Source organism: Snuella sedimenti, assembly GCF_016428595.1.
Classification (GTDB): domain Bacteria; phylum Bacteroidota; class Bacteroidia; order Flavobacteriales; family Flavobacteriaceae; genus Snuella; species Snuella sedimenti.
The window spans coordinates 332,817-356,161 of sequence record NZ_JAELVQ010000001.1 but is presented as its reverse complement, the minus strand read 5'-3'; the positions used below and the strand labels follow the sequence as shown (position 1 = coordinate 356,161).

The 23,345-nt window shown below is 36.5% G+C and carries 17 protein-coding genes; 4 read left to right on the top strand and 13 right to left on the bottom strand.

Annotation, left to right across the window (positions count from 1 at the left end; translation table 11 throughout):
- Nucleotides 1-562: 562 nt before the first annotated feature.
- The 9 genes from JF259_RS01430 to JF259_RS01390 form a co-directional block, all read right to left on the bottom strand.
- Entirely contained in the window at nt 563-1,153 is a 591-nt protein-coding gene (locus JF259_RS01430) for a TMEM175 family protein (protein ID WP_199112450.1), read from the bottom strand.
- A gap of 13 nt (nt 1,154-1,166) precedes the next feature.
- On the bottom strand, nt 1,167-1,562 hold the full coding sequence (locus JF259_RS01425; RefSeq protein WP_199112448.1) for an OsmC family protein: 396 nt from the start codon (nt 1,560-1,562) through the stop codon (nt 1,167-1,169).
- A 266-nt stretch (nt 1,563-1,828) separates the two neighbouring features.
- The gene (locus tag JF259_RS01420) at nt 1,829-2,716 is read right to left on the bottom strand and encodes a pirin family protein (protein WP_199112446.1); all 888 of its coding nucleotides are present in this window, start codon (nt 2,714-2,716) and stop codon (nt 1,829-1,831) included.
- A 112-nt stretch (nt 2,717-2,828) separates the two neighbouring features.
- Nucleotides 2,829-3,146: a GNAT family N-acetyltransferase gene (locus JF259_RS01415; protein WP_199112444.1), complete on the bottom strand. Its 318-nt coding sequence runs from the start codon at nt 3,144-3,146 to the stop codon at nt 2,829-2,831.
- A gap of 123 nt (nt 3,147-3,269) precedes the next feature.
- Nucleotides 3,270-4,142: a pirin family protein gene (locus JF259_RS01410; protein WP_199112442.1), complete on the bottom strand. Its 873-nt coding sequence runs from the start codon at nt 4,140-4,142 to the stop codon at nt 3,270-3,272.
- A gap of 29 nt (nt 4,143-4,171) precedes the next feature.
- Nucleotides 4,172-4,522: a hypothetical protein gene (locus tag JF259_RS01405; RefSeq protein WP_199112440.1), complete on the bottom strand. Its 351-nt coding sequence runs from the start codon at nt 4,520-4,522 to the stop codon at nt 4,172-4,174.
- A 574-nt stretch (nt 4,523-5,096) separates the two neighbouring features.
- The gene (locus JF259_RS01400; RefSeq protein ID WP_199112438.1) at nt 5,097-5,822 is read right to left on the bottom strand and encodes a DUF6503 family protein; all 726 of its coding nucleotides are present in this window, start codon (nt 5,820-5,822) and stop codon (nt 5,097-5,099) included.
- Between the two features lie 94 nt (nt 5,823-5,916).
- On the bottom strand, nt 5,917-8,220 hold the full coding sequence (locus tag JF259_RS01395) for an inorganic phosphate transporter (RefSeq protein WP_199112436.1): 2,304 nt from the start codon (nt 8,218-8,220) through the stop codon (nt 5,917-5,919).
- Nucleotides 8,221-8,297: 77 nt separating this feature from the next.
- Complete coding sequence (locus JF259_RS01390; protein WP_199112434.1) at nt 8,298-9,509, bottom strand: porin; 1,212 nt, start codon at nt 9,507-9,509, stop codon at nt 8,298-8,300.
- A gap of 382 nt (nt 9,510-9,891) precedes the next feature.
- On the opposite strand from JF259_RS01390, the gene JF259_RS01385 reads away from it, so the two are divergent.
- Nucleotides 9,892-10,251, top strand: a complete 360-nt coding sequence (locus JF259_RS01385; protein ID WP_199112426.1) for a toxin-antitoxin system YwqK family antitoxin — start codon at nt 9,892-9,894, stop codon at nt 10,249-10,251.
- A gap of 77 nt (nt 10,252-10,328) precedes the next feature.
- On the opposite strand, the gene JF259_RS01380 is transcribed toward JF259_RS01385, so the two are convergent.
- From JF259_RS01380 to JF259_RS01370, 3 genes are all read right to left on the bottom strand, one after another.
- A complete protein-coding gene (locus JF259_RS01380) occupies nt 10,329-12,380 on the bottom strand; it encodes a hypothetical protein (RefSeq protein ID WP_199112424.1) in 2,052 nt (683 codons plus the stop codon).
- A 151-nt stretch (nt 12,381-12,531) separates the two neighbouring features.
- Nucleotides 12,532-15,270: a TonB-dependent receptor gene (locus JF259_RS01375; protein ID WP_199112422.1), complete on the bottom strand. Its 2,739-nt coding sequence runs from the start codon at nt 15,268-15,270 to the stop codon at nt 12,532-12,534.
- A 592-nt stretch (nt 15,271-15,862) separates the two neighbouring features.
- Nucleotides 15,863-16,243 (bottom strand): carboxypeptidase-like regulatory domain-containing protein, encoded by a 381-nt coding sequence (locus JF259_RS01370; protein ID WP_199112420.1) that lies wholly within the window; start codon nt 16,241-16,243, stop codon nt 15,863-15,865.
- A 312-nt stretch (nt 16,244-16,555) separates the two neighbouring features.
- On the opposite strand from JF259_RS01370, the gene JF259_RS01365 reads away from it, so the two are divergent.
- The 3 genes from JF259_RS01365 to JF259_RS17665 all read left to right on the top strand — a co-directional run bounded on the left by JF259_RS01365 (nt 16,556) and on the right by JF259_RS17665 (nt 21,532).
- Nucleotides 16,556-17,899 (top strand): deoxyguanosinetriphosphate triphosphohydrolase, encoded by a 1,344-nt coding sequence (locus tag JF259_RS01365; protein WP_199112418.1) that lies wholly within the window; start codon nt 16,556-16,558, stop codon nt 17,897-17,899.
- 254 nt (nt 17,900-18,153) lie between these two features.
- Nucleotides 18,154-21,312, top strand: coding sequence for a PA domain-containing protein (locus tag JF259_RS01360; RefSeq protein ID WP_199112416.1), 3,159 nt, complete (start codon nt 18,154-18,156; stop codon nt 21,310-21,312).
- Between the two features lie 91 nt (nt 21,313-21,403).
- On the top strand, nt 21,404-21,532 hold the full coding sequence (locus JF259_RS17665; protein ID WP_262894855.1) for a hypothetical protein: 129 nt from the start codon (nt 21,404-21,406) through the stop codon (nt 21,530-21,532).
- Here the strand turns inward: JF259_RS17665 and dxs are convergent, their stop codons facing one another.
- Complete coding sequence (gene dxs, locus JF259_RS01355; RefSeq protein ID WP_199112413.1) at nt 21,533-23,299, bottom strand: 1-deoxy-D-xylulose-5-phosphate synthase; 1,767 nt, start codon at nt 23,297-23,299, stop codon at nt 21,533-21,535. It abuts the gene before it with no gap.
- Nucleotides 23,300-23,345: the final 46 nt, after the last annotated feature.

Sequence of the window (23,345 nt, the reverse complement as noted above, 5' to 3'; positions counted from 1 at the left end):
GGATTTACAATAATTACGAGCCAGAAAGATTTATAGATGTTTAGAGACTGTTTAAATTTCACCTTTTGGTTTTGTTATGTCCCTTTTTTCACCACTTTTCGTTATGAAAATCCTCATTTAGCGCTGCTAAACTCCGGTTTTAAAGCCTTAATTGGCAAAAAAATGACCTATAACAAATTTCAAAAACGAATTTTAAACAGTCTCTTAATCCTCGATTTATTTTAATCGAAAGAATTCCTCGACGCTCTACGTCTGGTCTGCCCGCTTGAAAAGGCAGGGCTTTCGTTGAAATTGTTATTCCCGTGAAATAGGAGATTTATGAATTCATTGGAGAATAATATACAATATTGTAGTTGTCTAGCTTAAAGGCTAAACTACGGTTATGCTTTTAGTGTAGAAGGGTTTAGTTCAATATAAGTTCGCCAAGTATTCTATGGACATTAAAAAAGGGTAAAACGAACTTTTTCTTTTTTTATATCTGGTATTTCGTAACTAATGGTCTTGGGATACATACCATAACCTCACTTAATGTTTCAAAATCCCATATGGCAGGGTGCTTGAATTATTCTTCGATTTCCTCCATTAATTCTTCGAGCTGTTTCTCTGGCATTATCCAAATCAAGGCTACAAGGATATAACAGCCTATGGATAACCATGTGTTTACATAAGCCAGAGGAATGGCTGCAATGTATATTCCCAAGGATATATAATCCTTGATACTTCTTGTGCTCAATTTTGTCAATGCATAATTTTCATCATGATGTATTACCAGTGCCCGTTCTAAAATAAAGTAAGCAATGGCACACATGAGCAATACAAGGCCATAAGTGGCCACTGGTAGGGCTTCGTTATGGTGATTGTGCTCTCCTATCCAGCTTGTAGTAAAAGGGATCAACGATAGCCAAAACAGTAAGTGTAAATTGGCCCAAAGAATTTTGCCATTTACTTTTTGGGTAACTTGCATTAGGTGATGGTGGTTGTTCCAGTATACGCCCAAATAAATAAAGCTCAACAAATAACTAATAAATATTGGTACAACTGAAAGTAACCCCCTGAAAGTTGTATCTTCAGGAGCCTTCATTTCTAATACCATTATGGTTATAACTATGGCTAACACGCCATCACTAAAGGCTTCTAATCTACCTGTTTTCATGTGTTTGTGTTTATTATTGTTTTAAATGAGATTCTACTTTAATAGTTCCCTTCAGCATTTTTTCAATAGGACAATTAGCCCCCATCTCCAAGAGGCGATGCCGTTGTTCATTGTCCAAATTCCCAATGAGTTCTATTCCCTTTTTAAAGGTAACTGTCTGTGTGGTGATATTGCGTTTAAAGCCTACATTTATAATGACTTGTTTTAGATCCCACCCTTTTTTATTTGCATACATACGAATGGTCATTGCAGAACAGGAGGCTAAAGCAGACTCTAGTAATTCCGTAGGTGTTAATCCTAAATTTTGACCACCAACTGTTTCAGGTTCATCTGAAGTGATAATGTGGTTTTTGGCTTGTATTTCAGTTTTGTATAATTGTGTGCCTATGGTTGCTGATACTGTTTTCATACGTTTAAATTTCGATAATTTATTGATTTTATATTAATTATAAAATTGAGAACGTATGCAATCGCTACGCTCTCACATTAAAAATTTTAAACATTCCCTATTGTGAAAAAATGCTTAAATTTTATTAATGTTCGTTTCATCTATTTAAAATTTTGTACTGACCTGTGATTAGTAGTTTAATTATATCGGTTGGTGTTGGCCATTACTTGCCAAATGCCCGTTATGGGCTTTCATATTATGTAATTGGATTTATGGGGTTGAATCTATTATCCTCCAAAACGTTTGGGAGGTGGTAGCGGTATGCGTAGGGTTTCATTGGGTACAGTTGGAAACGTATTGTCTTGCCAATCTTTTTTTGCCTTTTCTATTATGGCCTTGTCTGAAGCTACAAAATTCCATTCAATAAAACGTTCTTCGGGAAAGGGGGTACCCCCAAAAATATAGATGGTTGAATGCGCTGCTATCTCAAACGCACAAAGTGTAGCGTCTTTAGCGACTAGCAATTGTTTTGGTTCATATGTGTTGCCATCGCTGGTAATACTGCCTTCTAAAATGTACAAAGCACTTTCTCCAAACAAGTCACCACCAATGGAAAGGGTTTTTGTTTTATTTGATTTTAGTTCTATAAAATACAAAGGACTATACACTGGAACGGGCGACTCTTTTCCAAAGGCTTTGCCCGCTATGAGTTTAAATTGTACGCCTTGGTCTTGCCAAGTCGGAATGGTATCTGCTGGAATATGTGCAAACGAGGGTTCGCATTGTTCCTCGGCTTTGGGCAAGGCTACCCAAATCTGTAAACCGTGCATCATTTTTTTAGAATTCCGAAGGCGTTCAGGTGTCCGTTCGCTGTGCACTACACCTTTACCAGCAGTCATCCAATTTACAGCTCCAGGGGTAATTTCTATTTCGGTACCCAAACTATCACGGTGCATTACGGCACCTTCAAATAAAAACGTTAATGTAGATAGACCAATATGCGGGTGCATGGCAATATCCATATTCTCTTCATCGCTTAAGCAAACCGGTCCCATATGGTCGATAAAAATAAAAGGGCCGACCATACGTTTTTGGCGAAACGGCAATAAACGGCCGACCATAAAATTACCAATATTGGCAGCGCGTTCTTCAATAATTAATTTAGTATTGGACATTGTTATAGGGGTAAAGGTTGTTGCCCTGCCTACCTGCAAAGACAGGGCTGTAATTTTATTACATTTACTTTAGTTTTTAACTATGGGGTTTCAATCCATAGTGATTAGTTCTTTACAATTTATCATAGCCTTTAAAGCGTTTATCTACAATGCGTTTCCATTCAGGATGTCTCTTGATATAAGCAAACACATAAGGGCAAAATGGCAATAGCATTTTTCCGGATGCTTCAATATAATTTAAGGTTTTTTCAACCACTGCGGCCGCTGCACCTTTTCCTGCTAAAGCAGGTTCGGTTTCGGTATGTACCAAAGCGATTTGATTGCTCTTTTCTTCATAATTTATAAAGGCAAAGCTGCCATCAATCTCTATTTCGAAACGCTTTTTTCCTTCGTTTTTATAAAGCGGGATGTTTATATATTCATCTTTCACACGTTTAAATTTTTGTAATTTAATAATAGATTAATTAAAAAATTAAGAATGTATGTAAACGCTCGTTTCATTTTCTTAAAGATATAAAAAAAGTAGCTCTTTATTTGAGCTACTTTTAATTGATTAATCTTCTAAATACCCAAACTTTCCTGTATTGAAATCTTGAAAAGCCTCAATCAATTCCTCTTGGGTGTTCATTACAAAAGGGCCATGTGCTGCAATGGGCTCGTTTAAGGGGGCTCCACTTAATACCAACATGGTTGTATCTGTTAGTGCTTCAACAGTAAACGTATCACCATCATTGCTGAACATTATAAAATGGTCTTGGGGCGTCTCGGTGCTGTCGTTTACTTTGGCATCGCCTTCTACCATCAATAATGCTGTGGTATAGTTTTCGGGCAATGTTAATTGTGTTTTGGCTCCTTTTTTCAATTTTACATTGTACATGTGTATTGGTGAAAATGTAGATGCTGGCCCTTTGTTTCCATTGTACTCACCTGCAATTACCTCTACTTCACCGGTATTGTCTGCCAAGGGAACTTTTGGTATTTCTAAATTTGAAATGGCCTGGTATTTTGGCGGACTCATTTTGTCCTTAGCGGGAAGGTTCACCCACAATTGTACCATTTGAAATTCGCCCCCTGTTTTACTCCATTCGGTTTCATGGAATTCTTTGTGCAGCACGCCAGAGGCTGCCGTCATCCATTGTACATCACCTTCACCAATGATACCGCCGCCTCCAGCACTATCACCATGTTCTACACGACCTTTATAGGCTATGGTTACCGTTTCAAAACCCCTGTGGGGATGTACGCCAACACCTTTGGGTTTGTCGGTTGGTGGGAAGTTATACTTTGAATTGTAATCTAACATGATAAACGGATCCATACGTTTCATGGTAGATGTTCCTGGTATAAAGTTATGTACCCTAAAGCCGTTTCCTACAAAATGTGGCGTTCCCGGGGGTGTTACTTTTTCTATGCTTCTTGTTTTCATGTGTCTCTGTTTATTGATTTATAATTGTCTTAACTTACATTGATACTGTTTGCCAATTGTATTTCAAACGAATTGTCTAAATAATGACGTTGAGACCCTGGTTTGTTTTTTGACCAATAGGCCTTTTTAACGGTTTCAGCTAAAGGCGTATCGTTACCAAATTCAACTATAATTGTGTCGTCATAAAGTACTGCTGTTATTTGATGCAGTTTGCTTTTTTCGGTTTTAGGTATGGTGTCGGAAATCGCCACCACTTTATATGGCCGTTGTTGCAATCTTTCAATCGCAGTTTCAACATTGGTTACTGTGGTAACTTTCCAGTTTAAAATGTTTTGGGCGGTAGTTTGTTCTGTCACTACCATCACTTCTAAATGTCTCATAATATATGCCTTTCTTTTATTACCGTAAAATTACAGTATCTATAAAAGGGTTGCATTGACCTATGGTAAGAAGTTGAAAGTATGTAGAGCGTAGTTATTAGCTTGTAATTAACGTGAATAATGGATAAGGAATTTATGTCAGTTTGCGTGCCGAATCTTTGATTTGGTGCACTTCGACTTAAGTTTAACCCTGAGTGAAATCGAAGGGCTCAGGAGAGCTATCGAAAACCAGTTTAGATGGACAGGCAGGCAAATAAATTTCCCGCTAATTGCACTTCTCGATAGCTCTACTGAGCTTGTCGAAGTACTAAATTCTTGCAGAATCGAAGAGATATTAAGACTCTTAAACATTATATATGTTAATTATTTAATAGGGGTGAAGTTTTTATAGCCCTTTTCTTATAAGGGGCAAGCTTTTGGAGAAGGGCACTAAGAGTAGTGCCATTTCAACTTTAAATTTACACAGATAGAATGTGCTTTTTACACTAAACCTGTAGGTCTAACTCAGGAGTACCACTATCATTTTACGGGGATTAAACTAATTTTTGTCGTCTATGGAGTCTTATATAAGTGATTAGGGCATTGATAGTATATCGGTGCCTAAATAGCTACTGTCTTTATTGTAGTACCAGGCTCGGTTTTTAGGCATTTTTATGCCGTTAATAACCATTTCTTCCGTAAGTAATATGTATTCACCGCTCTGTTCTTTAATATTGCCAGTTTCGTCCGTTTTGTAGAACTGATAGACTTCCATGGCGTAGGTTTTAGGGTTAAAGTAAAAATACCATACATCGTTACCAACAGTTTTATCATAACTTACTTGGAGCACTAGGTAGTCTTTACCATTAAAACGTTTCTGGGATATGGTGTCATTTATTATGGTTCCTGGATCTTTAAGTTTCATTGGTAGTCCGTACAGATAGGTATAGTAATTTTTAAGAAGCTGCCCTCTCTTACAGGTTATATTATGCTTTTTAAGTAGGGTGTTTGATGGATTTGTATTACCATTTAATAAAATGGTACACTTATTATTGTCAATTTTATACTCTGTAATGAGCGTGTCTTGGTGTGTTTTTAAATAGAAATGTTCCTTCGGTAAATCTATAGTAATGCTGCTATTTCTGTTCTTATGGTTTGGGGTTTTCATGGTAACATTAAATGATCCCGAAAAGGTATCCCAATTATTACCGGGGTCGTGATATTGAATGGCTTTGCGGAGTAATTCACGACCATTAATATTTTGACTGTAAGTACTAAAGTTTATTAACAGGGTAAAGAAGAGGTACGGTAATGTTTTCATTTTAACACGTTTTTTCAAATATACAAAACAAAGCGCACGGCAATTATTGCCGTGCGCTTTGTTTTGTAATCAAAATATTTATGGGAATAGCTATCTATTCTTCAGATTCTGAAGTGATGGTAGCTGGTTTAACAGAACTATCGTGCGCGTTGTAATATTCGTCTAAAAGATTCATAGTTGCTGTTAATAAATCTTTGGTTTCCAATAAAAGACTAAAGTATAAAGTCGTGTTCTTTGGACTGGATTCCTCGGTACGTGTCCGTTCTACCTGTCTTTTAATTTTATCGGTTACCAAAGTAGTTATTTCGGCTTTTCGACTTAAAATAACACCTATTTCTTCAAAAGAGCGCGATTCAAAAGCAGTTTTGGTATTGTTAAATAAAAGTTCAAAACGTGCATCGACTTCTTTCAATTCCTTAATTTGATTGAATTTTAGCTTTTTATGGTTGTTGTTTACGTGTTTATGGCTAACCTTGGTGATGTATTCTAACGATTGTACCATATCTTGTAAATATCCTAAAATGTGGATGTAGAAATTACTTGCCCCAACACTGGATTCATCTAAGTTTTTAATAAAATAGAAGATATTGTCACGTAAATCGTCAACTTCGTTAGATAGTTTAAGGATTTGCTTTTTGTTCTTTTTAAGTAGGATAAGGTCTTGTTTGGCAAGACCGTTAATGGCATTGGTATATATTTTATTACCGCGCATCACAACGTTTGCAATGTTGCCTGCACTTTCATGTATAACCCCTTGTATAGAACTGCTTTCGGCTTTTGTTAAACTATCTTCAGCCTTGGCTTCCTTAGCGCGTTTGCTATGTGCAATAGAACTTCTTATTAAAAGCCCGAAAGCGGCCAATAATAAGATAGGGAACATAACATTTATGTTTAAGTTCAATAAATAAGCAACTAGCGCAGCAGCACTAAAGGCGCTTAATGCAGTAAAGAACCAGCCGCCAATTACATTTATAACGCCGGCAACTCTATAAACCGCACTTTCGGCGCCCCAAGCCCGATCAGCAAGAGACGACCCCATGGCCACCATAAACGTTACATAAGTGGTAGATAAAGGTAACTTATAAGAAGTAGCAATAGAAATTAAAACTGCGGCTACCATTAGGTTAACAGCAGCTCGAACCAAATCGAAAGCCGGTAGTTCGTATTTTTTGTCTTTATTAAGAGTGATAACCGGTGCCTCAAACTGTTTGTCAATTTTCTCTTGCCAAGATTTAGGTAGCATGTATGAAGACATTTGCGACATAAGCATAGCTGTTCTTACAAAACTACGAGACAAAAAGTTTGGTTGGAAACGCTCTTTCGTGTCACCTTGACTTGATAAGTCTAATGAGGTTTTAACAACGTCTTTTGATTTTGAGGAAAACCATAGCGTTAATACCATTACCACTCCGGCACCAAATAATAATAAGTTATTAGTAGGGACTTTTTCTGCTAGAACATCCATAGGGAATGCTGTAGCTGCAATACCCGATGCAGACCATTCTACAAATGCATTGTAAGCGGCAACAGGAACACCTATAAAGTTTACCAAATCGTTACCGGCAAAAGCTAATGCCAAGGCAAAGGTGCCTACGATAATAATTAACTTGTAGATATTGGTTTTAAAGAAAGTAATTAGCGCATAAGAAAGCAATGACCAAAATACAGAACTAATCAATACGATTGTTAACACCTCTGATTCCAGGAAATCTTTCATGGTTCTGCCTCCTAAAATATCGAAAGACTCTTTAGCGTATGAGGTTCCCTTTAATCCTTTCATGAAAATAAAGTAAGTAATGGCAGTCAAAGCAATGCCTCCAAATAGTCCACCAACCCAGTTGGCTTTATTTTGAAAATTATAGGACAGTAAAAGTCTGGAAAACCATTGTACTATGGCTCCAATTGAAAATGCGACGACCACCGAGAGCAGTATCCCAAATATAATTTGGGATGCTTTAGAGGTATTGATATAATTTATAACGTCCGAAAAGTTGCCATTGTCATGACCTATTTTAATTAAAGCCATTGCTACAGCCGCACCTAATAGTTCGAAAACTATCGAAACAGTTGTCGACGTTGGCATACCTACTGAGTTAAAGAAATCGAGTAACAAAATGTCCGTTATCATAACCGCTAGGAAAATAATCATGATCTCATTAAACATGAATTCACCTGGGTTAAATATCCCTTTTCTGGCAACCTCCATCATACCACTTGAGAATACAGCGCCTACAGCAACACCTAAACTGGCAACAATCATAATGGTTTTAAAGGAAATAGCTTTCGAGCCTATGGCTGAATTTAAAAAATTCACGGCATCGTTACTAACACCTACAACTAAATCAGCAATTGCTAAAATAGCTAAGGCTATTATCATATATAAATATATATTTTCCATAATTTAATTTAAAATAGTTTGCAAATATCCTTAGTGTTTTTGTTTGTTGTGTTAAGTTATTGTTATGTTTTTTTTAGTTAGAAGTGTATGTCAAACTGCAATCGGTACATTAATTCATTATTGCCGTTAGTAACGGCTAAATGGCTTATATCTGTTTGCACTTTTAACTTGTGTCCTACAATATATTTAGAAATTCCTAAAGTATATTGTTTTTCCGGATTTTTTCCAGTTATTGCCTTGTCTAATTTTACTGAAGTATAACGTCCCGATATTTCCCAGTTTGAAGGGAACAAATAACCAGTTTGAATGTTTAAACCTTTACCCACTTGAACAGTAACTTGATTTCCTTTGCTATCCAGTAAAGGAGAGCCATCAGAATTTTTGGCAAAAGGATCTTTGGCATCCCTATCGGCGTATTCGGCCATTAATGAAAATCCGTTGTACTTGAACATGGCATCTGCAAAGAAGGTGTTAATGTTAGTTTCAAAAAATCCGGTATCGGTTACCATATAAGACCCTTGGTTACTTCTGGTTTTTACTGCATTATTGTTGTGATCGTAGCTAACGCCAATAGCTAGTTTGGGTGTTTTTTCCCTTTTTAAATCAGCTCCTTTGTAATCGCCTTTGCTATTGGAAAAGTTGCCCATAGGTAGCAACTCAATACGTCCGGTATATTGGTAGCCTCCTAAATTGCCAGTTGTTACGTTCCGCCCTTCACCCTGTGCCAAGGAGAATATTTCTTTTACAACAAATGTGTTTGTAAGATTGAAATGGTGGCGTAATTGAAAACCAAAATCGCGATCTATAGTAAATCGGCTATTCAATAAGGAGCGATCTACTTGTTGTAGGTCACCAGAAGAAATAACACGTTCTCTATTACCAGGTAATTTGCCTTGACCAAACCATATTTCAAAATTTTCATAGAAATTCCATTTAAGCATGGCATCTAAGATATACCTGGGAGCATTGTGCGTAAACTCAGAAGCACCAGATTGGTCTCGATTGGATAACCCAAGCTCTATTTTGTATTTTAGTTTTGGGCTAAACGCAAAACCATCGAATTTTAAACGCGCTCTTCGGGCTAAAAAACTGGTTTCATTAGAGGCGTGATCTTCCCAGATTGAAGACCCAAGAAGTTGCATTCGCAAGCCTACTTTCATGGTCCAGGTGCTATCTTCACCTACAATATTAAGAAGTCCTTTTCCAAATTTTGAGGCTTTTATCTCTTGAGCGCTCAATGAAGTAATTGCTAAACAGACAATTACCACATGGATAATTTTAGTTTTCATCAAGTATTAGTTTTTGTCGCTGCAAAGAACCAATCTTAATGTTAACTTAATGTTTCCTAATTGTTAAACTTATAAAAAAAGACTGCCTTGGCCAAGGCAGTCCTCATTAGAAATCATAATAATGTAGTCGACAAAAACTAATAGATTATATGACAAACTAATTGTTTAGTCTTAAGACATAACAAATATCAGGGTTGAAAGTAATGTGAATGTAATGTTAACATTAACTAATTATTAATTAATACTATGTAGTCTTCTTTTGTGTAAATATTTTTAAAACAGAGGACTGCAATCTTAATGTTAAATTAATGTTATGTGAATGTTGATTTAAAGTTATGTGTTTCGTATCTTTGGATATATAAATGTTAAAAACCCCATAATTATGAAGAATTCAGTTTTAATTTTCATTGCCTTTTTCATTACTGTGGTTTCTTTTGCGCAACAAAAGCAAAAGAGAGATTTAAAATTTAATAAAGAAACAAACCTTATTGAGGTTGTTTACTATCATGACAATGGTGTTGTAAGCCAAACAGGGACTTACACAACAGATGGTAAACTACAAGGGGAGTGGTTAAGTTTTAACACAGAAGGCAAAAAAATTGTTTCAGGTAATTATGATAATGGGAAGAAAGTCGGCAAATGGTTTTACTGGACCAAAGAAACAGTAAAAGAAGTAGATTATGACGCTAATGCGATAGCAGGTTTAAAAGAAACCGAGGTTAAAGAAAAATCGGAATTTTAAACTAAATGGCATCAAACACAAAAAGCATCCCGATCGGGATGCTTTTTGTGTTTTTATCAAGTTATTTTGTCTAACGACTATAAACTTGCATTTTTCCAAGTCCAAGTCGAGATGTCTAATGCAGTGGCATCTTTACCTGAATTTAAGGTATACTTAGTTGTTTCTCCAGAAATTAACGTAGCATCAGCATCAGATCCAGCAATTTGAACATTTGATAAGGCGCCACCATCTTTCATATCTAAGTCAGCATCGTAACCAGATAAGTGTAATCCAGTAATTGTTCCACCAGATTCTTTTTTAAACTGCAATGCAGTACCTCCAACAGTCGAGATGGCCGTAATGTTATTGAATTTTGGGTTGCCGTTAGCTTTATCTCCTTCAAAAGCAGTAGAGAAGTTAGCGACTGTATGAGAAATGTAAGCGTTGTCTACAGTTCCATTCCACCCTTCTGTCCAGTCAATTGCATCATCACTACAGTTTTCTAGGTATAAGTTGGTTACAGAAACCGTACCTCCAAAAAATTCAACACCATCGTCATCACCATTGATTACAGCGATATTCTCTATAGTAGTACCAGAACCTACAGCGTAGAATGACACTCCATTGTATTGTGACTCAGAGTTAATTTGAGCGCCAGTACCTTTAATTACTAGGTTTTTAACTGTACCTGAGTTATCAGCGTCATTAGTGCCACCGTAAATAAAACCACCAATTTCAGCAGTAGCATCAACACCAGCAGAGGTTGTAGCATTTCCACAAATGGTTAAGCCTCCCCAGTCACCTGCTTCTGCATTGATAGAAGAGATTACAACAGGGTTCGTTTCAGTTCCTTCGATAAAGATTTGACCCCCTTGTAAGACGGCGATGTAAACACCAGTACCACCAGCTCTAGCAGTAATTTTTGTTCCTGCAGGAATTGTTAAAGAAGCACCAGACTGTACAATATAAGAAGAGTTTAACGTATAACTTACTGAAGCATCCAAAGTTACATCTCCGGTAACAGCTCCTTGCAATACAGCGCTATCGAAGGATATGTCTGTGTCTACCCAGTCAAAGTCAGCGATATCTACAGTAGGAACTACAGTTGTATTTAAAGCAAAACTATAGATGCTTTCGTCTACATCAGGTGTAGTATTATCGTCTTCAACCATTGCAACAGGAGTATACCCATCAACGAAAACCACATTAGAAAGTGTTCCACCATCTTTCATGTCTAAATCTATATCATAACCACTTAAAGATAAACCAGAAATGGTTCCTCCCGATTCTTTCTTAAATTGTAATGCAGTACCTCCAACAGTGGAGATAGCCGTAATGTTATTGAATTTTGGATTGCCGTTAGCTTTATCGCCCTCAAAAGCAGTAGAGAAACCAGCAACAGTATGAGAGATATATGCATTATCTACTGAACCATTCCATCCTTCAGTCCAGTCGATGGCATCATCATCGTTGTTTTCTAAGTATAAGTTAGAAACAGATACTGTACCACCGAAGAATTCAACACCATCGTCAGATCCATTGATTACAGCAACATTATCTACTAAAGTACCTGATCCAACTGCATAGAAAGATACTCCGTTGTATTGAGATTCAGGATTAATTTGAGCACCTGTACCAACAATTTGTAAGTATCTAATAATACCTGAACTGTCTTCATCATCAGTTCCACCGTAAATGAAGCCTCCAACTTCGGCCTCAGCATCAATACCAGCAGTAGTAGTAGCTTTGCCACAAAGCGTTAAGCCCCCCCAGTCACCAGGGTTACCTTCAGCAGAAGACATGACCACAGGATTACCAGCAGTACCATTAATGTTAATTTGGCCACCTTTTAAAGTAGCGATATATACATCTGTTCCATTGGCATCAGCAAGAATTTTAGTTCCTGCAGGAATAGTTAAGGACACGCCATCATGAATTGTAAATTGTCCTGTTAAATTATATTGTACAGAAGCATTAAGTGTATAGGATTCTTTCAACTCACCTTTTAAAATACCTGCTTCTAAGTTTTTCATTACTTCGGTGTCTTCAGAGCCTATTGGTGCAGGGGCGTCAGAATCACAACTTGTAGCTGCAATAGCAATGGCTGCTACTGAAAATGCTTTGAATAAATGTAGAAATGATTTTTTCATGTTTTTTTAATTAGTTTTTTGTTTACGCTTTCAGTATATAATTTCGTCGCAAAGTAAAGACTCAAGTGTTTGTTGACTATTAACCTAATATTAAACATAGGTTACCTTTGCTTTGCGACGAATGCTATTTGTTAACTTAATGTTAACTGATTTAAAATGTGTATTTTAAGCTTAAGCTTAATAGGCTACCTTTCTTGTAAGAACTCACTGTTTCGATGGTTTCAACCCCAGAACTAATATTTCTTACAGCCTGTATTTGTTCAATTTTAGGGTTTAAAAGGTTTCTGCCAACAAATTTTAATTGTAGTTTCTTTGTGATTTCTTTACTAACTACTAAATCCATAGTGACAAATCCTTTTTCAATAATTTGATCGTTGTAAAGCACATCGCTGTTATCAAAGTCTTCAGGAGATCCTAAAGCAAAGATTTTGTCTGATGCATAGTTACCTGTAAGTGTTGCAGAAAATTCTCTTTCGGTATTGCTGTTGTAGCTTAACGACCCATTTAAGATTAAATCGGAAGCACCTTGTAAATCGGTTTCTGTAACATCCTTGTATTGATACTCTCTAAATAAATCTTGATTAAACCACATTTTGGTAAGATTCGCATTAAAATCTAAAAGGCTTTTGTCCTCTTCGTTTTTAATTAAATCTAATCTTGTTTCTAATTCAAGTCCATATACTTGTGCTTTGTCCCCAGTATTGTTGTATTCAAAAATTCCTGCAGACCCCCTGGTTTGTGCTAAGTTGATAGGGTTTTTAATGTTTTTATAGAATCCTGTAGCCGAAATTAATTGACCATTACTCGGGAAAAACTCATACTTTAAATCAATGTTTAGTACGTCTGATTTTTCTAAGTCAGGATTACCTCTGGTTACACGACCTGTAGGTGAAACGTACTCAAAAGGTGCAATTTCCTTGAATTCAGGAAGTGTTTGAGTTAAACTAGATGCTAAACGTAATGCGTTTTTCTCGTTTAATTCATATTTTAAGTTTACACTTGGGTAAAGGTTGTTATATTCTTTTTTAATAGAACCTACGCGCCCAACATAGTTGGCAACATCCCAAAGCACATTGATTTCATCCCTTTCAAAGCGAATACCAACATTACCAGAAAACTTTTTGTTAATGCCAAAATCTAAGTTAGCATAACCAGCGATAACATTTAAGTCGGCATCATAGCGGTCTGGATCTCTTTCACGTAAAACCAAACCATTTTGGAAATTATCCGGTGTAAATGTTTCAGAAAAACTATCAATATTAGGTACTTGGAAACCACGCGCTCTAACACCAATAAATAAAGAGCTAAATACACGGTCTTTTTGACGGAAATTGGCTCCTATGTTTAATTTATATGGAGAGTTTTCATCTTCGTCCAATTTGCCAAATTCAAAAGCATCGTTTATATAAGCATTGTATTCGGTATCTTCAATTTTTTGACTCGATTTCCGTTGTTGAAAATCACCAACGTGCGCATATTGCACTGTATTTTCATCTAAAATATTAGCTTCATTACGAATTCTATTTGGCTCTTGGGCAAAGACGTAGTTGTAGCCCGTAGCCCATGTTAATTCATTCTTTTCACTTAAGTTATGGCTACCTTCCAGTTGGTTAACCAAAACGATAGTTTGTTTGAAGTTTTGGTCTCTAACAAAAGCGCCTTCTTCTTGAGGGTCTTGATCGAATACATACCCTTCGCCATTTCTACCTTGCTCGTAAACAACATCGTTACTAGTATTAACCGACAAGCTACTTAGTTTAAGTTTGTTGTTGTCGTTTAGTTTTAAATTTAAGTTTATGTAACCTGTAGAGTTTGTAGTCGTATTATACTGTTCTACATCTGTAAACTCGTTATCTAAGATATTTGATCTGAAGGTTCTAAAGATTCCTTGTTGGTACGTATAGCTTTTAGAGTGATTTCCGGCAACAAGTAATTTTAATTGTTTTCCAAAAACGTCAAACTTAGTGCCTCCTGATAACTGTATGCCGTAGTTGCCAATGTTTTTTGTGTTAACAGGATCCCAACTTTGTCTTGTTATTAAATCGACTAAAGCGTATTGTTTTTTATGAAACCCTAAAGTAACGTCATCAGACATAATACTGCTTTTAAAACCGTTTAATCCTATTACATTAGTATTGTATCCAGATGAAAGTGTTACAGAAAGCTCTTTTTTAGAGTAACTTTTTGATGTGATATCAACGTTGCCAGAACTTTGGTCTGCATAGCTAGATGTTGCATAGGTTTTGCTGATACCTACATTCTCTATCATACTTGTAGAGAATAAATTTAGATTGATGTTTTTATTGTTAACGTCATCAGAAGGAATTGGTAAACCATTCATCGTTGTCGATAAGTATCGATCTCCCAATCCTCTAATGTATATATCTCCCGAACCTTCACTTTTTGTAACGCCTGAGATTTTTGTCGTAGCTCCAGAAGCGTCAGACACTCCAATTTTAGATAGTCTTTCTGCTCCAATACTTTCTTTAATTATAACCGCTTTCTTCTGTTCCAGTAACAAAGCTGTTTCACTTTCACGTTTAGTAGTGGTAGTAATAACAACCTCATCTAATGAAGCGGCACTCGCTCCCATAGGGACATTAACTTCTGTAACTTTACCGGCTACTATTGTTACTGAGATTTCTTGAGTTTCGTAACCTACAAAACTAAACTGTAAAATATAGTCGCCAGCTTCTAGGTTGTCAAGACTGTATAGACCGTCAAAGTCAGAAGTTGTTCCTTTTGTGGTTCCTTTAATTAGTACGTTTGCAAATGCCAATGGTTCATTATTGTACTCCTTGTCGGTTAATTTACCAACCACGGAACCAGTGGTTTGAGCATTGGAAAGTGATACTACAAAGAGTATTAATAATAGTGTGATGTTTTTCATTCTTATTAGTTTTTATCTTGGTGCAAAGAACGAAACACACTATGAATGGGATGTTACCAATCGGTTAAACAATGGTAATATAAAAGTTATGTAAAGGTTATGTAATGTTGGGGTGAAAAAACATTAAGTTAACATTGGCTACTGGACAGTTTTAAGCTTAATCAAACTCACATATCATAGCAATGATGAAAAGGAAAAGAGAAGCAAACCGTAGTATACTTTAATGAAATTCTGTTAATTCAAGTGAATTTTGTATTTAAAACGAGTGAAATTTATATCGAGAATAAAAATTTTAATCTTTGAAATAGTTCTCGATACGATTTTTTTATCAAAAAATCACTGAACTGACATTTTTGAAACTGATTTAATCGAGAAGAATTCCTTAAGGTGTAATCTTGGGGATAGTTCGTTTCAATAAAAATTCTTTATTCCAACAAGCGCAACGGGTTGTAATACATCGATTATTAACAGAATACTGACTAAAGTTTAGGGAGTTTTTGTTTTAGGCTAATACTAATTTCTTGCCTTTATTGGTAATGTAATTTGGTGTTTGAAACTGCTAGATAGTCGAAGAAACTAGCAGGTGTTTTTGTTAATTAGTAGAGGTTTTGTCTTCTTTTTGAGCGATACTGGTAATGGCTTCAAGGTCGTCCAAAGAGATACTGCTGGCTCCTAGCGATAATTTTACTTCGGCTGGTTTTTCCGACTGAACACGTACTTTAACTTCTTTAGTTTCATAGCCAAGAAAGCTACAAACTAAGGTGTAGTCGCCATCTTTTAGGTTTTCGATAAGGAATAGTCCGGTAATATCGGTGTTCGCTCTTAAATCGGTGCCTTTAACTGATACGTTAGCAAGTACTAAAGGGGAATTGTCAAGTTCTTTGTCCATTATTTTCCCAACAATCATTCCATTGTTTTGTCCAAAACAAAAAGAGGTAAACAACAAAAAAGAAAGTAAAGCCAAATGTTTCACACGTTTAAATTTTAGTAATTAATTGATTTTATTGTAATTATAAAATTAAGAACGTGTGCAACCACTCCTTACACTCGTTCTCTCATTAAAAATTTTAAACATTTCCTTTTGTGAAGTAATTTTTAAAATTTCTTAATGCTCGTTTCATAACTACACGGTATAGTAAATATACGTTGCAAAGAAAACTGTTTAACACCGCTAAAATGTTATTTAAATATTAAGTATTTATATTGAATGTTACCATAATGTTATCATAATTTAAAAGCTAAAACTTATTGAATTTAGCTATCTTGCTCCCTTTAAAATTATATTATGAATTGGGAGCAGTTACTATCTTTAAAACGTTTTGGGGACACCAATAAACGCATTCGAAAAGAACAGGATGAAACCCGTTTGGGATTTGAAGTAGATTACGACAGGGTTATATTTTCTTCAGAATTTAGGAGCTTACAAGATAAAACACAAGTGATCCCTTTGTCTCAAACCGACTTTGTCCATACACGTTTAACACATAGCCTGGAGGTTAGTGTCGTAGGACGCTCTTTAGGGCGATTGGTTGGTCAAAAAGTATTAGAAAAATATCCACATTTACAAAATGTGCACGGTTACCAAGCTAACGATTTTGGTGCTATTGTAGCAGCGGCTGCATTGGCGCATGATATTGGGAATCCACCATTTGGACATTCAGGGGAAAAAGCGGTAGGCGAATATTTTAAAAATGGTATTGGAAGGAAGTTTAAAGAACAATTAACCGCAAAAGAATATCAGGATTTATGTGATTTTGAAGGAAACGCCAATGGATTCAAAATTTTAACCGAAAGTAGGGCTGGTCGTGAAGGTGGTTTGCGTTTAAGTTATGCTACCCTTGGAGCTTTTATGAAGTATCCTAAAGAATCATTGCCTAAAAAGCCAACAAAACATATTGCAGATAAGAAGTATGGTTTTTTTCAAAGTGAGAAAGATGCTTTTATAGATGTAGCAAACGAATTGGGACTATTGAAAAGAAGTCAAAGTGATATAAGCTTTTCAAGACATCCATTAGCGTTTTTGGTTGAAGCGGCCGACGATATTTGTTATACTATTATTGATTTTGAAGATGGCATCAATTTGGGGCTTATTCAAGAAGAGTTTGCTTTAGAGTATTTAATAAACCTGGTGCGGGATTCAATAAATACAAAAAAGTACCATCAGCTCCAAAGCATGCAAGATCGAGTTAGTTATTTACGAGCTCTGGCTATTAACACCTTAATTAATGAAGTAGTAAATGTTTTTATGACTAACGAAGACGCTATTTTAAAAGGTGAATTTAGTCATGCGTTATTGGATAAAAGCAAATACGAAGCACAGATTAACGATATTATTAAAATAAGCATCGAAAAAGTCTATCAGAGTAAAGAGGTTATAGAAAAGGAAATTGCGGGCTATAGGGTCTTATCTGAGTTGTTAAATGTGTTTATAGGAGCCGTTAATAACACTTATAAAAATAATGCGTCCAATTACGATAAGTTAATATTGCATTTATTACCTGAAAATAATAGCGTTGCATGCGACTCCCTATATGTGAGAATTTTGTCCGTTTGTCGTATAGTTGCCAATATGTCTGATAGTTATGCAATCCTGTTATTTAATAAAATTAAGGGTATTAATATTGCGTGATGTATTTATGTTGTTGATTTTAAGATGTTAATTCTCTATATTTATAGAAGTATAAACTGTACCCGTTGTGCATTTTGAGTCAGACTAGTTTCAAAAATGTCAGTTCGAGTGATTTTGTGATAAAAAAATCGTATCGAGAACTATTCAAAGATTAAAATTCTTATTCTCGATACAAATTTTACTAGTTTAAAATGTGAAATTCACTCGAGTTGACAGACTTTTATCAAAAAACGCAACGTGTTAAACTATCTAAAATGAAACATCGCATACTCTTTTTCGCTAGCATTTTGATGATGCTCTTTATAGGCTTGTATATAACCAATAAGGAACCAGATTATAATGAAAAAAGGATTGCAGATCTAAGAAAAACGCATGAACGTTTTTTAAGAAACAGTCCGTTTAAAACATCTCTTAAATTAACAAAAGAAGAAAGAAAGGCCAGGCGGTTGCCTCCCAATAAGTATTTTGAAAGAGAATGGGAGCTTACTCTAGATCCATCTACAGGTAAGCCCGAACCCAAAAGAGTGTTTGAACTTCAAAAGCAACTAAAAGAACGGGCAATGTTGGCTAAAGTGCCAGGAGAGAATACCAATAATTGGGAAGAACGCGGTCCTGATAACGTTGGGGGAAGAACGCGAGCCATAATGTTCGACCCAAACGATCCAAATGGTAAAAAAGTGTTTGCTGGTGGCGTAAGTGGTGGTTTATGGGTTAATAATGATATTACCGATGCTAATTCTGCTTGGACAGAGGTTGCTATTCCCAACAATTTATCCATTACATGCATTACGTACGACCCTAATAATACCACAACGTTTTATGTGGGCACTGGCGAATCGTATGTGCAAGGCGATGTACAAGGTAACGGGGTATGGCAGTCTACTAATGGTGGCACAACATGGTCTAAGGTGTTTGGAGGGGTTACGGGTGAAACGACCTTTGAATCATCAGCGCGACTTACAGTAAATTCCCCAGGGTCTATTGCAGGTGAGTACATGTTGGCTCCAGCGTCATTTGGACCGGCTTTAACATCTGTTACCCGGGATTTGGTATTGGTAGATGATGGATCGGGGGCACCTAGTGAAGGCTGTAATGCGCTAACGAATGGGGTTTCAATAAATAACAAAATTGCTGTTATAGAGCGTGGGAGCTGTAATTTTACGGTCAAAGTTAAGAATGCACAAGATGCTGGAGCCGTTGCGGTTTTAATGGTAAACAATGTAGCTGGAGCACCAATTGTGCAGGGTGGTGAAGATGCGACAATTACGATCCCCTCTGCAATGATTTCCAAAGAAGAAGGGCAGGCTATAATAGCACAACTGGGAAGTGGTGTTAATGTAACGATGGCGTCGGTATCTTCTCCTGTTACGGCCAGTTACGTAACCCCTGGCATACATCATATAAATGATATTAAGATTCGAGACAACGGGGGAACAAGCGAAGTTTACGTTGCTGCGGGTTCTACCTTCTATCCAGATGCTAACCCTATTTCATTGTTTGGAGTAGAAGATTATGGTTTGTATCGTTCTATAAATAGTGGCACTAGTTGGTCAAAAATAACCTTGCCATTAGCACCTGGGGGGTCTGGTTATGAACCTAATGATATAGAAGTGAGTTTTGATAATACAATGGTATGGGTATCGACAACTTCAAATATTTATAGTGCTGGAGGTGGTGCAATTTTATCTTCATCCAATGGAACTTCATTTACTTTAAAAAAGACTTTAACAGATGGCTTAAGGACACAAATAGCAATGTCTTCGGTCGATGCAGATAAGCTATATGTGTTAGCTGAGATAAATTCAGATGTAAATCCAGTAGGGATTTTAATGACTGATGATGGTTTTGCTACAGAAACAAGTTTAACATTGCCTGTAGATGTTGAGACCGATATACCTGCAGAGGATTTTACAAATGGTCAGGCATTTTACAATTTACTTATTGAAGTAGATCCAACCAATGATAATATTCTATATGTTGGAGGGATAGATTTGTTTCGATCATCCGATGCTGGTAGTTCTTGGAGCCAGATTTCAGAATATTATTCCAGTACAGGGTTGAATGATGTGCATCCAGATCAGCATGCTTTTGTTTTTGATCCCTCCGATCCCACTAAAGCTGTTAATGGTAACGACGGTGGCGTATATTACGCTACGGCATTATCGGGAACCCCTAGTATTACGGCCAGAAACAAAAATTATAATACAATTCAGTTTTATCATGGAGCTATCGGACAAGAAGTGGGTTCGGAAAAGTTATTGGCAGGCTCACAAGATAATGGGTCTCTCTTAATTAATAACGCGTCTCCTGGTATTGGATCATCAGGAGAGGTAACAGGAGGAGATGGCACTTATGTGTTTATTGATGAAGATAATCAGTATATGGTAACTTCTTCCCAGTACGGGAACTATTATTATAGAGATTATGCTACTGGTACTACTTCTGGATATACCATAGAAAATGGTTCGCCGGGACAGTTTGTAAACCCTGCAGCACTTGATAGTGATAGTAATTATCTCTTTGCAGACGGAAGCGATATTGTTGGAGGCGTTTATCAGATCAATAGGTATGAATTAAAAACCAATACAGCGCTAGCAGACGATATTACGGATGCTATGTTCGATGGTGCTGCAACTGCTTTTAAGGTGTCCCCTTACAGTGCAAATACACTTTTTGTGGGTACCGATAACGGAAAGTTATTTAAGATCACGAATGCAACCAGCAAGCCATCCGTAAGTTGGCAGGAAATCACGGGCGATGCGTTTTATGGTAGTATTTCATGTGTTGAATTAGGGGCTAACGACAACGAGATTTTTGTAACATTTCACAATTATGGTATTGCCAGTGTGTATTACTCTTTAAACGGAGGAAGCACTTGGTTAAATAAGGAAGGTGATCTTCCAGATCTTCCTGTAAAGGCTATTTTAATGAATCCTTTAAATTCTGATGAAGTCATTTTGGGTACCGAACTTGGCGTTTGGGCGACACCAAATTTTAATGATGTATCTCCCAATTGGTATCAAGCTCAAAATGGAATGAAAGATGCTAAAGTAACAAGTTTTAATTTACGAACTGTAGATAATACGGTTTTAGCAACAACCTATGGTCGCGGGATGTTTACAGGTAAGTTTACAGCTGACGCAAGCACTTTGTCGGTAGATAAAAAAGTTGCTGATAATTTAATTAGAATATACCCTACGGTATCTAATGGCTCTTTTAATGTGTCGGTGAAACAAGGTGTTAATGGTCAATTGGCTGTTTATGATTTAAATGGCAGGGTAATACATGGTGTTAAGGTTAATTTTGCTAAAAACCCTGTAGAAACCATATCAATTAAGGTGGCAAGTGGTTTGTACCTCGTTAAGTTTCTTTCTGATGGTTTAGTGTCTACGCACAAGATTATCATCGAGTAAATTAGGAAAAATCGTTTGTTTTGACGGTAAAATTTGTGTTTTGTCGGTATTTTTTTTAGATTTATATCCTCAAGTTTATAAATCTACTACAATGAAAAAGAACCTATTGAGTGCTTTGGTCATTTTTTTTGTAACCTTTGCCTGCTTGTTAGCTATAAGTGAAGTATCTAGTTCGTCTTCGGAAGATGAATTGTTACAAGATTATTCAGAAATAAAATAGTTAGATCAATGTATTAATATAACGGGTTAGGCTTTCAGTGTCTAGGCCTATAGATTGCTGTAAAGCTAATGTGCCACCGTGTTCAATAAACGTGTCGGGAATCCCTAATAAATTTATTGGTGTTTTGTAATTATGTTTAGCAGCAAACTCAAGAACAGCACTGCCAAAGCCACCTTTAATTGTGTTGTCTTCTATAGTAATAATCAGATTGTACGTTTTTAGAATACCATGTAGTAAATTCTCGTCTAAAGGCCTAATAAAGCGCATGTCATAATGTGCAATAGCATTTGGGGCATTAGAATTTTTGATGGCTTCACTCATGTTTTTGGACATGTTCCCAATACTTAAAACAGCTACTTCATTTCCTTCCTTGAGTTGTACCCCTGTTCCAATGTCTATTTTTGAAAACGGTTGTTGCCAATCGGTAGTAACGCCCCGACCTCTGGGATAGCGAATGGCAATAGGGTTTTGCAAGCCAAGTTGGGCGGTATACATTATATTTCGCAATTCAATTTCATTTCTAGGCGCAAAAATGATAAGGTTGGGAATACATCTTAAATAACTTAAGTCGTAAACACCATGGTGTGTGGCACCATCGGTACCCACCAATCCGGCACGATCCAGACAAAAAATCACTGGTAAGTTTTGCAAAGCTACATCGTGAATTATTTGGTCGTAAGCCCGTTGTAAGAACGTTGAATAAATGTTACAAAAAGGAATAATGCCTTGCGTTGCCATACCAGAAGCAAGTGTTACGGCATGTTGTTCAGCAATCCCCACATCGAATGCACGATCTGGCATTTTAGCCATCATATATTTTAAAGAGCTTCCTGTAGGCATGGCAGGGGTAATACCAACAATATTTTTGTTCTGAGTAGCTAATTCTACAATAGTATGCCCAAAAACATCTTGGTATTTAGGGGGCTGTTTTACGTTTGGTTTTGATATGAGCTCACCTGTTACAGCATCAAATTTTCCGGGAGCATGATAACGTACCTGGTCTTCTTCAGCCTGTTTTAGTCCTTTGCCCTTGGTGGTAATAATGTGTAAAAATTTAGGCCCTTTTACACTTTTAAGCCGTTCCAGTTCCTGTATAATGGTATTGAGATCATGACCATCAATAGGTCCCGTGTAATTAAAGTTTAAAGCCTCAAAAATATTTTCACGTTTTTGAGTGCCTTTTTTAACATTGGTCAAATACTGTTTTAAAGCACCTACACTAGGATCAATACCAATAGCATTGTCATTAAGGATAACAAGTAAATTAGCATCGGTAACGCCAGCATGGTTGAGTCCTTCAAAGGCCATGCCTCCTGCAATGGAAGCATCGCCTATAACAGCAATATGATGTTTGTCGGTATCTCCATTAAGTTGTGAGGCTATGGCCATACCCAAAGCAGCCGAAACTGAGGTAGATGCATGTCCTACACCAAAAGCATCGTAAATACTCTCGCTACGCTTGGGAAAACCACTAATACCTCCTATTTGCCTGTTCGTATGAAATACAGATTTCCTTCCAGTAAGTATTTTGTGTCCATAAGCTTGGTGGCCAACATCCCATATTAGTTCGTCATGTGGTGTGTTAAAAACATAATGAAGCGCTATCGTTAATTCTATAACACCCAAACTAGCTCCTAAATGCCCTTCCTTAGTAGCTACAACATTAATAATGAATTCTCGTAACTCTTTAGCTAGTTGAGGTAGATCTTCTGGGTTTAAAAGCCGAAGATCGCGGGGTGCGTTTATGTTATTTAAAATAGTACTCATATGTTTGCAAATGTAATATTTGAAAATGATACACGTATCATTTGAA